The following is a 13,558-nucleotide window of genomic DNA, read 5'->3' as shown; positions in this document are numbered from 1 at the left end:
CATGAATGAAAATTTTATACCCAAACAAGGGGAATATGCTCCGTATTACGAAAAATATATCGAGAGTATTATTGGTCAGGACCTTCACAAACTCTTATTGAATCAGATAGAAGAAATAAGGAGGTATTTTGAACCAAAAGGAAATGAAAAATCTGAGTTGGCTTATGCGCCTGGCAAATGGACAGCTAAAGAAGTGCTTAGCCATATCATAGATACTGATAGAATGATGACTTTTAGAGCAATGTGCTTTGCTCGTGGTGAAATGGCTACATTGCCAGGTTTTGATCAAGATCTTTATGTAGCGAATTCTGCAGCGAATAAAGTGCCCTTGGTGAATCTTTTGGAAGATTTTGAAATGTCACGTTATGCAATGGTCTCTATGATGAAGACACTTCCCGAAGAAGCTTTTGCCAGATTTGGCAATGCCAATGGACATAATGTAAGTGTTAGGGCGTTGTTTCATATTATGGCTGGGCATACCTTACATCATTTGATCATTTTGAGAGAAAGGTATTAGTAGGAATTGAAGGCCTTGAAAACTGTTAGTAACATAAAGCTCGTTAAGTTTTGATCCACATAAAAAGGTTTAAATGGTAATTATTGAAATTAAATGGTAAATTATAAGTAAAAATTTAGTAGTTTTGCTGAATTTATCTAATAAAAAATTTTAAAAAATATGAAAAGAACAAGAGCACAGGAATCACGAGCAGCTATCGAAAGATTGTATATAACCATGCGTCACCTATTTATGAGAGGTACATACAAGCCTATGGGAGTATCTGGAGAATCACTTGTGAGTTCACTTTTGGTGTTAAGTCCTGAAATCTATGGTTTGGTAATTGACGAAGAAAAAATAGAGCTTGATGGCTTACTTTATGTCATGGAACGTTTACCAAAAGGGATAGAAGAGTGTCGTTTTGTGAGATTGATTAGCCGTGAAGGATATGAGCATTCGGATTTTTTGACTTTAGTACCAAGCAGAAGAAAAAGAAATTGTTATCGGGTAGATGATGACCAAATGTATGTAGAGATGACTAGAGGGAAATCGGATATCTATGATATCTTGACTCACTTGACATTTTTATATATTGAATCGGAAAAAATTCGAAAAAACAGCACTGACCACAAAGGGAGAATCAACCTGAACTGGGAAATGCTCGAAAAGATTGTTGAGAAGGAAAGAAGGGGTGAAGAATATGATTCAGAAGCTGCTTGTTCTTATTTGAGTCATATAACAGGAAGAACATTTGACGAGACTCACCGGGCCATTGAGAAATTTTCTAATTCTTCTAATTCAAATAGCTTATTTGCGATAATTTATCATTTAGGAAAATTATCCATTGAAGAGTTTATGCATGAAAAGGATAGGGAAATCTCCTTTTCTGCCACGTTAAGAGAGCGTGTAGGTCATCATGTTTATGGTGAACTTTGGGCTGATAGAATCAAAAGTGTCTTGGATGATCAAGAATTATTAGAAAGACCTATACACATCATTTCTGCCAACCTTCATAGTGTGGTCAATACGATCTATGGACACCAAGCATTGGGATTGAAATCGTATGAAGAGATTGAAAAAATAGCGATGGAAATCAGCGTTAATGACAAAAAGAATAAAGGAAAGGATATTCAATCTTTTGCTAATAGAAATGGATTTATCGATTTACCAGATTTGTCAGGTACAAATATAGGAGCGCAAATTATTGATACAGCTCAGATGAGCAAGGATACGATTATTCCAGGAGTCAATCTACCAAAGGAAGATAAAAATAAACCTGTAATTGTCATTATGGATTATGCTTTTGGAGAACAGGCATACGAATGTTTTGATGAATTGTTGAAGCCTTACGAAAAAGATGGGAAGTCTATTCCATTAGATGTTGTATCAGCATCAATTATGGGAAAAGCGGGAATCTTAGAAGGTAATAAGGGAGATATTATGATTCCAAATAGCCATGTGTTTGAAGGAACTGCGGATAATTATCCTTTCAAAAATGAACTGAAAAAGGTAGACTTTGAAGGGTTTGGATTAGGAGTCTATGAAGGACCTATGATTACAGTACTTGGAACATCACTTCAAAATAAAGATGTTTTGACCTACTTCTTAGAATCTTCTTGGAAAGCTGCTGGTCTGGAAATGGAAGGAGCTCACTATCAAAAAGCAATTCAGTCAGCTAGTAAAATAAGAAATAGTATACGTAAAAATGTAAAAGTTCTCTATGCTTATTATGCATCAGATAACCCACTTGAAACAGGGAGTACGCTAGCTTCAGGTGCGCTTGGAATGGAAGGGGTGCGACCTACTTACTTGATTACATACAAAATTCTAGAAAAAATATTTTCTTAAGGAGTTTTTAAATATTTCAATAATTACATAAACCTGACACGTAAGTGTCAGGTTTTTATGATTTTATACCATATTTTTTATTTATACCATTTTTTCGCTGTGTTAAAAATCAGGATAAAGACTGACTTTGCTCATGTTTTGGCGAGTTGCACTCACTTACCTTTGACCTATAATCAAAAACCAAAAGCCATGAAAACGAATAGCTTTTCAATATTAAAAACCACGATGATTGCAGCATTGATTTTATTCAGTGTATCCGCATTCGCTCAAGTAAATTACACGCTTTCAGCTAATCCAGATTTAAAAGTTTCAGGGACTTCGACACTCCATGACTGGGATATGAAGTCTTCGACTGCGACGGGTAAAGCTGAAATCACATTAGGAAATGCTAAAGTGGTTAGCATCAAAAATGTAACCTTAACTATGCCAGCTGAAAGTATCAAAAGTGGTAAAGGAGGTATGGATAAAAATGCTTACGCAGCACTCGATACAAAAAAACATAAAGAGGTAAAATTCAACTTAAAAGAGTTTGTGGCAAAAGGAACTTCTTACGAGGCAGTAGGTGATTTCACTATAGCTGGAGTAACAAAAGCAGCCAAGTTCCCAGTAACAGCAACTGTGGTTGGCGATAAGGTGACATTTAAAGGAAAACACGATTTCAATTTAACAGACTATAACGTCGATCCTCCAACAGCCTTGTTGGGAACAGTAAAAACAGGTAATGAAGTAAGCATACATTTCAACGTAACATTCCAACCTACTAAATAATTTAACAATGAAAAAGCAACTATTAACAATGATCGCTATTGCAGGTCTATCAGTATCCGCAATGGCCCAAGGACTCCAAAGAGATATGCAATTTTGGAGATCTTATGACCAAAGAGGTGTCAATGTGTTTGAAACAGGAAAAGCAGACACTGTTGGATTCGATGGGATTAAAGTACGAGTAGGAGGTCACTTCACTCAACAATTCCAAAGCCTTAGCCACAGCAATAGCGGCGCTGTAGAACTTATTGAAATTGGATCTGGCACTAACCTTGCCACTGCTAACTTGAACATTGATGTTGCATTAGCGGATGGTGTAAGATTAAACTTGGTGACCTACCTTTCTTCTAGACACCATCCTGAAACATGGGTTAAGGGAGGTTTCTTGCAAGTTGATAAATTGAGCTTCTTGAATCTAGGTAATACAGATTGGTTTGACAAATACCTTACTTTGAGAGTAGGTCACATGGAAATCAACTATGGTGATGCTCACTTCAGAAGATCTGACAACGGTAATGCGATGTACAACCCATTTATTGGTAACTATATCATGGATGCATTCACTACAGAAGTTGGAGGTGAATTATTCTTCCAAAACAATGGCATCATTGCAATGGTCGGTGTAACAGGTGGTGAAATTCAAGGTGGTGTTACCAGACCGGATGACAGAAAATTGAACTTCTTAGGTAAATTAGGATATGACAAGCAGATCAATGATGATGTAAGAATCAGATTAACAGGATCTGTTTACACTACAAGTGGATCAGCAAGAAACACGCTTTGGGGTGGTGATAGAGCAGGATCAAGGTATTACTTGGCAATGGAGCCAGTGGGAGCTTCTACAGCGGGTCAATTCACTTCTGGTAGAATCAACCCTGGTCAAACTAACAATATAACTGCTATGGTGTTGAATCCATTTGTGAAAATAAAAGGATTGGAACTGTTCGGTAACTTTGAGCAATCAAAAGGTAAAGCAGCTAACGAGACTGCGGATAGAACATGGACAAACATGGGAGCTGATGCGGTGTATAGATTAGGAGCTAGAGAAAATTTCTACTTGGCTGCTAGATATAACAAAGTAGCTGGTCAACTTCCAGGTGGCCCAGCTTCTCCAGAAATCAGCATCGATAGAGTTCAAATAGGTGGTGGATGGTTCGTAACCAAAAACATCCTTGCAAAACTTGAATATGTAAGTCAAAATTACAATGATTTTGCAGCAGGTGACATCAGAAATGGTGGTAAATTCAATGGCCTAATGATCGAAGGAGTAATAGGCTTCTAAATTAAAAATAATCATGCGTGTCCTTATAGCTTTGATTCTAATATTTAGTCACATGGTTTCTTCAGAAAAGAAACTCATTATTACAGAGAAAACAATATCTGTCTCAGGACAAACCTCTCTTGGTAGCTTTACATGTGACTATCTGAATCAAGGATTTAAGGACACGCTTTTTATTAATAGTATTCAATCAAGAAGCCCAATTGTTTTTGACATCCCTGTTCATGAATTTGGCTGTGGAAATTTTTTGCTGAACAAAGATTTTAGAAAAACTATCAAAGCAGATGAATATCCACACGCTAAAGTACGTGTGAGTAATCTTCAAACCAAAGGCAAGGATTATACTTGCGATGTTGTGGTAAACATCGTAGGCAAAAAGCTTGATTACAAAGCTTTGCAGCTTACAAATGGCGGTAAGCAATTGAAAGGTGAAATCATCATCAACTTCGATGAACTAGGGCTTGAACCTCCTAGAAAACTTGGAGGATTGATCAAAGTAGAAGATAGGCTTGCTTTGGAAATTAAGCTTGGTTTTTAATTCCCGTCATTAAAATATCAGTAAATCTCCCAACGCCCTGTTAACTTTTTCAAATTCAAATTTTGCTATGGCTTGATCCATTTTTACCTTAATTTCTGAAGTACAAAGATTTCCAATACTTCCTTCATGTGTATGGTTGACTTTTTCTTGATTTGGTGAAAAGTCATTCTGCTCAATAGCTAAACCCACTTTTTTGTAAGCATCTCTAAAGGGAATTCCTTGGAGAACAAATTCATTGACCACTTCGACAGAGAAAACATGCTTATAGAATTCGTCTTTCAAAATATTTTCCTTCACACGGATTTCTTTGAGCATAAAAGAACTCATCTTCACACAATCAATCAGGGTCTCAAAGCCAGGGAAGATAGCTTCTTTGAGTAATTGTAGATCACGATGATATCCAGTAGTCATATTACTCAATTGCAATGTGATCGTATTTGGAAGTGCTTGGATTTGATTCGTTTTTGCTCTGATCAATTCAAAAACATCAGGATTTTTCTTATGTGGCATAATGCTACTCCCTGTTGTCAATTCATCTGGGAAACTAATAAAGCCAAATTGCTGATTCATGAAAATACAAATATCAGCAGCCAATTTGTTTAATGTTCCAGCCAAACCAGACAAAGCAAAAGCAATCGTTTTTTCTGTTTTTCCTCGGCTATTTTGAGCATTGATTACATTGTGGTGCATGTCGTCAAACCCCAAAAGAGCGGTTGTTAAACTTCGGTCAAGTGGAAAAGAAGAGCCATATCCTGCTGCTGATCCTAGTGGGTTCTTGTTTGACAATTTATATGCTGCCTGAATTAAATCTAAGTCTTCAGTCAAACTCTCTGCAAATGAACCAAACCATAAACCAAAGGAAGAGGGCATCGCCAATTGGGTGTGAGTATAGCCTGGGACGAGATCATTTTTGTGTTTTTCTGATAGTTTTTGAAGCAAGACAAATAGCTCTTGAATCTCTTCAACCAACTCGCGAATCATGGCTCTATAAAAAAGCTTCAAATCAACTAAAACCTGATCATTTCTAGATCTTCCACTATGTAGTTTTTTCCCAACATCGCCAAACCTCTGGGTCAGAAGAAATTCTACTTGAGAATGAACATCCTCGACGCCTTTCTCGATTTGAAATTGTCCTTTCTCTATTTCAAGGTAGATTTCTTTCAATCCTTTTCTTAAAACTGATAAATCTTCAGCAGAAAGTAAGCCGATTTTCTGAAGCATCATCGCATGGGCCATGGAACCCAAAACATCGAATGGAGCCAAAAGAATATCATATTCTGGATCCTTTCCAATTGTAAAGGACTCAACTTCCTTTTTGCTTGTTTTATCTTTTTGCCAAAGTTTCATAGTGAATGATTACTTGTGTTTTGAATATCAGATCTCTGTTAAGACTGATGATAAATGTATGTATTCAATAAATTAATATAGCCTGCAATACCTTCATGGATTTCTTTGATGAAAATGTATTCATCTGCTGTATGGGAGCGGGCAGAATCACCTGGACCAATTTTGATAGATGGGAAGGGAATCAAAGCCTGATCAGATAGGGTGGGGCTGCCATATTGAACTAGGTTCAAGTTACTAATCACTTTTAGAATTTTATGATCAGAAGGGATTTTTGAAGAATTTAATCTCAAAGATCTTGGTGTTAATTCGGCTCGAAGATTGGATTGGAGTTCGTTTAAGGCTTCTTCCAAAGTATAACTATCAGTGACACGAACATCTAAAGTGTAGGTACAAAGGTCTGGAACCACATTGTGTTGCGACCCAGCTTGGATGATTGTAGCACTGACTTTGGTTTTTCCTAAAAAGTCAGATACTCTTTTAAATTCGAATGACTGTATTTTGTTTAAATCTTCTAAAGCTTTGTAAATGGCATTTTCACCTTCTTCTCTTGCAGCATGTCCAGCTTTTCCTCTCACTACAGCATCTATGACCATCAGTCCTTTTTCGGCCACAGCCGCCTGCATTTCTGTAGGTTCTCCCACTATTGCTAATTCTACATATGGAAGTAAGTGAATAAGGCTTTCAATGCCGTTTTTCCCAGAAATTTCCTCTTCTGCACTAGCTACAAGAATGATGTTATATGGAATATCAAGTGAATAGTAATGAATAAAAGTTTGAAATAGAGAAACAAGGCAACCTCCGGCATCATTGCTACCCAATCCATAAAGTTTCCCATCTTCTAGGACTGCCTCAAATGGATTTTTTGAATAACCTGCATTTGGCTTTACCGTATCATGATGGGAGTTCAGCAGGAGGGAAGGTTTATTAGAATCAAAATTTTTACTTTTTGCAATGATGTTATTTCCCACTCTTTGATAAGCAACTTTATGTTGATCAAGATATTCTTCTAGGATTTTTGCGGTCTCTGCTTCTTGCTTACTCAAAGAAGGTGTAGCAATCAATTTTTCCAGAAGAGCTATAGCCTTCTCAGCGTATGTTGAAATTTCAGATGCACTTGGGAGCATATTGAATAGGTCGTCAGCTTGAATTAATTGTAGCTGAAAATTGTTTAAATCAAATATTTGTTATTATCTATTAAAATATTGATAATCAATTGTTAATAAAGGTCATACCTATGTTTCTCGATATTAGTCCCTGAAACTTTTCCTTTGGCTGCTAACAGTAGATTTTCTGCTTTTCCTATCCACACATGATTTACTCCTTTGTTGAGTGCCGCAAATGCATTGTCTAATTTGGGGATCATTCCTGAGTGTATAACATCCTCTTTTCTCAGTTCTGCATAAATATCTTCATTGATCAAAGGAACGATAGAGTCGTCATTTTTTTCGTCGATCAAAACTCCCGCTTTGTTAAAGCAATAGTAAAGATTTACTTTATGTCTCCCTGAAAGTGCTACAGCGAGTTCGGAACTGATGCTATCCGCATTGGTATTGAGTAGCTGTCCTTTTTTATCGTGTGTGATGGCACAGATTACTGGAATGATATCTTCACAAAGAAGTGTACTAACTAAATCGGTGTTGATTTCTTTGATATCACCCACAAAGCCATAATCAATGGTTTTTACAGGTCTTTTCTTAGATCGGATTAGATTCCCATCTGCCCCTGTCATTCCTAAGGCATTTTGTTTAAGCTTTTGAAGCTTTGCTACGATTTGCTTATTGATTAGACCCGCATAGACCATCGTAACGATATCTAAGGTGTCTTTATCTGTAATCCTTCTTCCATCGATCATTTCAGGCATTACACCCATACTTTCTCCAAATTTAGAGGCTAGAATACCTCCTCCATGAACAAGGATTTTTTTTCCTGGAAATCTAGAAAATAAATAAAGAAACTCGTCTAATTTTTCGGGGTAGTCAATGACATTTCCTCCGATTTTTATGATACTGATATTCATGGTTTTGGTAGGTTTGTGAGGTGTACTATTTTTTATTCTATGATCTTACTCAATACGGCTTGAGCAGCATAAATTCTGTTTTCTGCTTGTTTTTGTACCAGACTTCTAGGTCCGTCAAGAATTTCATCGGATAGCTCCACATTTCTTCTGACAGGAAGACAATGCATTATTTTTGCCTCAGGAGCATTTTTGAAATGTGATTCTGTCAGCATCCAAGAAGGGTCTGTGGAATGAATTTTCCCATAATCATTGAAAACAGACCAGTTTTTGACGTAAACGAAATCTGCGTTCTCCAATGCTTTTTTCTGGTCTAATTCTATAACAGCTCCCTGAGTGAATTGGGGATCCAAATCATAACCTTCAGGATGGGTGATTGTCAAATCATGACCACAACCCACTGCCCATTCTGCAAATGAATTGGCAACGGCGTGTGGAATAGCTTTGATGTGAGGTGCCCAGGTGAGGACTACCTTGGGTTTTTTGATTGCTTTGCTATTTTCTTGAATAGTAATCATATCAGCAAGACTTTGGAGGGGATGCCTTACGGCACTTTCAAGGCTGATAATCGGGACATTTGAATATTTTTTAAATTGGTTCAATACAAAGTCTTCCAAGTCTTCTTCCTTATTGGTTAGTGTAGGAAAAGCTCTGATAGCCAAAACATCAAAATAAGTTCCTAATACAGCCGCAGCATCTTTGATATGCTCCACAGTTGTTTTATTCATTATAGCCCCTTCTTGCATCTCCAATGCCCAACCTTCTTTATCCATATTCATTATGATGGGCTCCATTCCTAGGTTCAATGCGGCGATTTGTGTACTTGCCCTTGTTCTCAGGGAAGGATTTAAAAATATACAGCCAACCCTTTTTCCTAAACCTTTGGAGATATGTTTTCTTGGATCTACTTTATATTTCAAAGCCTGCTCAATAAGCTGCTCTGCAAGGGTTCTATTTTCAAACTGAATAAAATGCTTCATTGTAGAATCTATTTTTTAAAGAATATTCTTTAAATAAGTTTGGTAAGGCAGTGATTTTTTTATGAATTAGTGAGTTCAATAAAAGATAATTCTAAGGATTGGATCAATTCTTTTTATTGTTCTGTTGATGGCTTAACTCAAAATTTTCTTCAAACTATCCAAAAACGAAGATAGTTGAATAATTTCAATATTTAAAGGAGGAAGCAAACGAATTGTATGCTTTCCTGCTGAACTTCCTGTAAATATTTTGTATTTACTCACTAATTCAGAACGAATAGGAGCTGCTTCTTTCTCTAAATCAATACCAATCATCAAGCCTTTTCCTCTAACATCTGTAATACCATTGATCATCGCTAATTCATGCATCAGATATTCACCAGCTTTTAGGGCGTGTTCTTGTAATTTTTCTTTTTCAAGGATTTCTAAGACAGCCAATCCTGCGGCACAAGCCAAATGATTTCCTCCAAAGGTGGTTCCTAGTAAACCGAAACTTGCTTTGATGTCTGGATGGATCAAAACACCTCCAATTGGATAGCCATTTCCCATTCCTTTGGCCATTGTAATCATGTCTGGGACAAGCCCAGTGACCCATAGATGCGCAAAAAACTTACCAGTTCTTCCATATCCTGATTGAACTTCGTCAAGTATCAATTTAGCATCATATTTTTTACATAATTCAGATAGCTTTAGAAGAAAATCAGGATTCGGAACTTTAATCCCACCAACTCCCTGAATTCCTTCGATGATAATTCCTGCAATGTTCCCTTTTTGCAAATGAATTTCCACTTCGGCAATTTCGTTCCAAGGTAAAATATGAAAATCGGTTCGTTCATTGCTAGGAGCGATGATTTTCGGATTATCAGTCAAAGCCACTGCTCCTGATGTCCTACCATGAAAAGCACCTGAAAAGGAAATGAAGCCAGATTTACCCGTTACAAAAGAGGCTAATTTAAGCGCGTTTTCATTTGCTTCAGCACCAGAGTTACATAAGAATAGATTAAAATCTGTGTAGCCAGAAAGCTCTCCTAATTTAGTAGCCAATTGTTTTTGAATCGGTATCTGAACAGAATTGGAATAAAAGGCGATTTGATCAAGTTGATCTTTAATCCGCTGATTGAAATGTGGATGTGAATGTCCTACAGAAATCACAGCATGACCACCGTACAAATCCAAGTATTCAGCCCCATTTTCATCCCAAAGATTGGCTCCTTGAGCCTTTACAGGAGTGACATTGATCAAAGGGTAAACGTCAAATAAATTCATCTCTCTTAACTTAAAATGCGATACTCTTCAATTTTAAACCCAAATCTTCTTCCAATCCAAAAGCAAGATTAAAGTTTTGAACTGCTTGCCCAGAAGCACCTTTGAGAAGGTTGTCTATAGCAGAATAAATCACCAATTGCCCTTGCTCTTTCTTGATATGAATGATGCATTTGTTGGTATTCACTACTTGTTTCAAATCTATGTCATTTCTCGAAACATGGGTAAATGAAGCATCTTTGTAGAATGCTTCATACAATTGATATGCTTCCTCAAGTTCTCCATCAAAAGGAAAGTAGGAAGTAATCCAAATACCTCTTGGGAAATTTCCTCTATAAGGAACAAAGAGCAACTCTGAATTGAATTCAGGTTGAATTTGCAGGAAAGTTTGTTTGATTTCCTGAAGATGCTGATGGGTGAAAAGCTTGTAAACAGACATGTTGCTGCTTCGATAGCTGAAATGTGAGGTTTCGGCTAACTTTTTTCCAGCTCCCGTACTACCTGTGATTCCAGAGATATGAACAGGATTTTTGATCCAATTTTTTACCACAGCAGGAGCAAGGCCTAGTTGAATCGCGGTAGCAAAGCAGCCTGGATTGGCTATTTTCTTGGTTGATTTTATTTGCTCGCTGTTAATTTCTGGAAGCCCGTAAAGGAAACCATTGCTTTCATCTCTAAAATCTGTACTCAAATCAATGATGACAGTATCATCAGAGAACTTGTATGTGTCAAGGAAGCCTTTGGTCTCGCCATGTGGCAAACCTAGAAATACAGCATCAATTCCATCTGTAGAAACTTGATCTGTGAATATCAAATCTGAATCACCAATCAAATCCGAATGTACCTCGGTAACGCGTTTCCCTTTTTGGCTATTGCTATGAACATAAGTCAAGTTGACCATCGGATGATGGACCAAAAGTCTCAGTAATTCTCCACCAGTATAGCCCGCTGCACCGATAATGGCTACATTAATTTTCATGATCCTGCTTGTTTACTTGATGGAAAATAGCAGTTTGGTTGCCGAGAATTTTGGTAAATCCTTTGACATCTTGTGCGGTATACCCTTTGTTCATCTCTCCATAACTTCCAAACTTGGAAGCCATCAAATCGTGCTCAGACTCTATTCCTATCAATTGGAAACGGAAAGGATGCAGCATTACTTTGACCTTTCCATTGACAAATGTTTGTGTATCTGCCAGAAATGCTTCTAGGTTCCGCATCACAGGATCTAGATAATGTCCTTCGTGCAGGTGATTGCCATAGAATTCAGCTAGCTGATTTTTCCAGAAAGTCTGCCATTTGGTTAAAGTGTGTTTCTCAAGTAATTGGTGGGATTTGATGATAATCAAAGGTGCAGCAGCCTCAAATCCAACTCTACCTTTGATTCCAATTATCGTATCTCCCACATGAATATCTCTTCCAATTCCGAATGGAGCAGCTAATTCATTTACTTTCAATATGGCATCAACAGGATTATCAAATTGCGTGTCATTGACACCAATCAATTCACCTTTTTCAAAGGTTAGGCTAATTTCTTCAGCTTTCTCCTTAGTAACCTGAGTAGGCCAAGCTGAGTCAGGTAGTGTTTGACTGGAAGTCAAGGTTTCCTTTCCTCCAACAGAAGTTCCCCAAATTCCTTTATTGATACTGTAGGCGGCTTTTTCGAAATTCATTGAAATGCCATGTTTTTTGAGATAGTCGATTTCGGCTTCTCTGCTCAACTGAAGGTCACGGATAGGAGTGATGATTTCAATGTCAGGAATGATGGTTTGAAAAATCATGTCAAAACGTACCTGATCATTTCCTGCTCCTGTACTTCCATGTGCGACACATTTGGCACCTATTTTCTTAGCATAATCAGCAAGCGTTTTGGCTTGTAATATTCTTTCAGCAGATACAGAAAGCGGATAAGTTTGGTTTTTCAAAACATTGCCAAATACAAGGTATTTAATAACTTCTTGGTAATAAGTTTTGGTTACATCAAGAATTGTAAAGGATGAAATTCCAAGGCTAGCAGCTCTTTTTTCTGTTTCTGATAGTTCTTCATCTGAAAAACCTCCTGTATTGATCAGTACTGCGTGGACTTCATATCCAAGGTCTTTGGTCAGGTGAAGTGCACAAAAAGTGGTGTCTAATCCTCCGCTGTATGCTAATACTACTTTTTTCATTTTAAGATTTTTTGTAAGCTTCTGGCTTGTGGTTTAAAATAGGTTGAAGGTTTTATTCTTAGTTTTTTTGAGATTCAGCAAGACATATTTTTTCAATCTTGTCCAACGCTCAAAAAGCTTGATGTTTTTCTTGAAATCGTCCCGAAGTGCCAAGTCTTCATGTTGGTTTTTTTGAGCCTTAGGTTCATACAGCATGGCTGTGCAAAGGCAGTTTTGTCTGTTTTTGCTTTGTAAGATTTCAAAATTGACACAGCTTTGACAGCCTTTCCAAAACTGTTCGTCATCAGTCAGATCGGAATAAGAAACAGGAATATAGCCCAACTCAGAGTTGATCTTCATCACTGCTGCGCCGGTTGTCAAGCCGAATATTTTAGATTCAGGATATTTGGTTTTACTCAGTTTGAAAATCTCTTTTTTGATTTCTCGAGCAAGTCCAAATTTTCTAAACTGAGGAGCGACGATAAGACCTGAGTTGGCCACATATTTTCCATGTCCCCAAGCTTCGATGTAGCAGAATCCTGCCCATTCGCCATCAGATGTGGTGGCGATCACCGCTTTTCCTTCCATCATTTTGGTCATGATGTATTCCGGAGATCTTTTAGCAATCCCAGTACCTCTGGCTTTTGCTGACTGCTCCATTTCATCCGTGATCATGGAAGCATAAATAGTATGTGCTTCCGTAGCTGGCTTGATTATAAAAGAGTAATTGTCCATTGAGTTTATTGAAATAGACAGAGTGGTGACTCTTAGGTTAATTTAGAAATGATAAATTGAGGAAATAATGCTGATTGAGGTCGCCCACATAGGGCACCAAAAATTAAGATAGGGGCGTTGCCCTAAAGCTATTCCTAAATTCTCTAAGC

General features: G+C 37.4%; 13 protein-coding genes. 5 read left to right on the top strand and 8 right to left on the bottom strand.

What is annotated here, in order from left to right; all coding sequences use genetic code 11:
- The first annotated feature begins 1 nt into the window (after nucleotide 1).
- The 5 genes from IEV57_RS03405 to IEV57_RS03385 all read left to right on the top strand — a co-directional run bounded on the left by IEV57_RS03405 (nucleotide 2) and on the right by IEV57_RS03385 (nucleotide 4,926).
- Nucleotides 2-517, top strand: coding sequence for a DinB family protein (locus IEV57_RS03405; RefSeq protein WP_188439686.1), 516 nt, complete (start codon nucleotides 2-4; stop codon nucleotides 515-517).
- Between the two features lie 159 nt (nucleotides 518-676).
- Nucleotides 677-2,344, top strand: a complete 1,668-nt coding sequence (locus IEV57_RS03400; protein ID WP_188439684.1) for a DUF6909 family protein — start codon at nucleotides 677-679, stop codon at nucleotides 2,342-2,344.
- 189 nt (nucleotides 2,345-2,533) lie between these two features.
- On the top strand, nucleotides 2,534-3,112 hold the full coding sequence (locus IEV57_RS03395; RefSeq protein ID WP_188439682.1) for a YceI family protein: 579 nt from the start codon (nucleotides 2,534-2,536) through the stop codon (nucleotides 3,110-3,112).
- Between the two features lie 7 nt (nucleotides 3,113-3,119).
- Nucleotides 3,120-4,391, top strand: a complete 1,272-nt coding sequence (locus IEV57_RS03390) for a hypothetical protein (protein WP_188439681.1) — start codon at nucleotides 3,120-3,122, stop codon at nucleotides 4,389-4,391.
- Nucleotides 4,392-4,404: 13 nt separating this feature from the next.
- Complete coding sequence (locus tag IEV57_RS03385; protein ID WP_188439679.1) at nucleotides 4,405-4,926, top strand: hypothetical protein; 522 nt, start codon at nucleotides 4,405-4,407, stop codon at nucleotides 4,924-4,926.
- A 9-nt stretch (nucleotides 4,927-4,935) separates the two neighbouring features.
- Here the strand turns inward: IEV57_RS03385 and argH are convergent, their stop codons facing one another.
- From argH to IEV57_RS03345, 8 genes are all read right to left on the bottom strand, one after another.
- On the bottom strand, nucleotides 4,936-6,273 hold the full coding sequence (argH, locus tag IEV57_RS03380; RefSeq protein WP_188439677.1) for an argininosuccinate lyase: 1,338 nt from the start codon (nucleotides 6,271-6,273) through the stop codon (nucleotides 4,936-4,938).
- A gap of 38 nt (nucleotides 6,274-6,311) precedes the next feature.
- Nucleotides 6,312-7,397 (bottom strand): M20 family metallo-hydrolase, encoded by a 1,086-nt coding sequence (locus IEV57_RS03375; RefSeq protein ID WP_188439675.1) that lies wholly within the window; start codon nucleotides 7,395-7,397, stop codon nucleotides 6,312-6,314.
- A gap of 92 nt (nucleotides 7,398-7,489) precedes the next feature.
- The gene (gene argB, locus IEV57_RS03370; RefSeq protein WP_188439674.1) at nucleotides 7,490-8,290 is read right to left on the bottom strand and encodes an acetylglutamate kinase; all 801 of its coding nucleotides are present in this window, start codon (nucleotides 8,288-8,290) and stop codon (nucleotides 7,490-7,492) included.
- A gap of 32 nt (nucleotides 8,291-8,322) precedes the next feature.
- The gene (locus IEV57_RS03365) at nucleotides 8,323-9,267 is read right to left on the bottom strand and encodes a Rossmann-fold NAD(P)-binding domain-containing protein (protein WP_188439672.1); all 945 of its coding nucleotides are present in this window, start codon (nucleotides 9,265-9,267) and stop codon (nucleotides 8,323-8,325) included.
- A gap of 132 nt (nucleotides 9,268-9,399) precedes the next feature.
- A complete protein-coding gene (locus IEV57_RS03360; RefSeq protein ID WP_188439670.1) occupies nucleotides 9,400-10,530 on the bottom strand; it encodes an aspartate aminotransferase family protein in 1,131 nt (376 codons plus the stop codon).
- A 10-nt stretch (nucleotides 10,531-10,540) separates the two neighbouring features.
- A complete protein-coding gene (argC, locus tag IEV57_RS03355) occupies nucleotides 10,541-11,509 on the bottom strand; it encodes an N-acetyl-gamma-glutamyl-phosphate reductase (protein WP_229744233.1) in 969 nt (322 codons plus the stop codon).
- Nucleotides 11,496-12,695, bottom strand: coding sequence for an argininosuccinate synthase (argG, locus tag IEV57_RS03350; RefSeq protein ID WP_188439666.1), 1,200 nt, complete (start codon nucleotides 12,693-12,695; stop codon nucleotides 11,496-11,498). The genes argC and argG overlap by 14 nt, the downstream gene beginning before the upstream one ends.
- Nucleotides 12,696-12,728: 33 nt before the next feature.
- Nucleotides 12,729-13,409, bottom strand: coding sequence for a GNAT family N-acetyltransferase (locus IEV57_RS03345; protein ID WP_188439664.1), 681 nt, complete (start codon nucleotides 13,407-13,409; stop codon nucleotides 12,729-12,731).
- Between the last annotated feature and the right edge of the window lie 149 nt (nucleotides 13,410-13,558).

The organism is Belliella aquatica, from assembly GCF_014637795.1.
GTDB lineage: Bacteria > Bacteroidota > Bacteroidia > Cytophagales > Cyclobacteriaceae > Belliella > Belliella aquatica.
The sequence above is the reverse complement of the archived record's forward strand: the minus strand, read 5'-3'. Positions and strand labels throughout refer to the sequence as shown.

Excerpts from the sequence above, each read along its gene's own strand:
- argG (WP_188439666.1), bottom strand. The coding sequence starts at position 12,695 with ATGAAAAAAGTAGTATTAGCATACAGCGGAGGATTAGACACCACTTTT.
- IEV57_RS03385 (WP_188439679.1), top strand. The coding sequence starts at position 4,405 with ATGCGTGTCCTTATAGCTTTGATTCTAATATTTAGTCACATGGTTTCT.
- IEV57_RS03375 (WP_188439675.1), bottom strand. The coding sequence starts at position 7,397 with ATGCTCCCAAGTGCATCTGAAATTTCAACATACGCTGAGAAGGCTATA.
- IEV57_RS03390 (WP_188439681.1), top strand. The coding sequence starts at position 3,120 with ATGAAAAAGCAACTATTAACAATGATCGCTATTGCAGGTCTATCAGTA.
- IEV57_RS03400 (WP_188439684.1), top strand. The coding sequence starts at position 677 with ATGAAAAGAACAAGAGCACAGGAATCACGAGCAGCTATCGAAAGATTG.
- IEV57_RS03395 (WP_188439682.1), top strand. The coding sequence starts at position 2,534 with ATGAAAACGAATAGCTTTTCAATATTAAAAACCACGATGATTGCAGCA.
- IEV57_RS03360 (WP_188439670.1), bottom strand. The coding sequence starts at position 10,530 with ATGAATTTATTTGACGTTTACCCTTTGATCAATGTCACTCCTGTAAAG.
- IEV57_RS03345 (WP_188439664.1), bottom strand. The coding sequence starts at position 13,409 with ATGGACAATTACTCTTTTATAATCAAGCCAGCTACGGAAGCACATACT.
- argH (WP_188439677.1), bottom strand. The coding sequence starts at position 6,273 with ATGAAACTTTGGCAAAAAGATAAAACAAGCAAAAAGGAAGTTGAGTCC.
- IEV57_RS03405 (WP_188439686.1), top strand. The coding sequence starts at position 2 with ATGAATGAAAATTTTATACCCAAACAAGGGGAATATGCTCCGTATTAC.
- IEV57_RS03365 (WP_188439672.1), bottom strand. The coding sequence starts at position 9,267 with ATGAAGCATTTTATTCAGTTTGAAAATAGAACCCTTGCAGAGCAGCTT.
- argB (WP_188439674.1), bottom strand. The coding sequence starts at position 8,290 with ATGAATATCAGTATCATAAAAATCGGAGGAAATGTCATTGACTACCCC.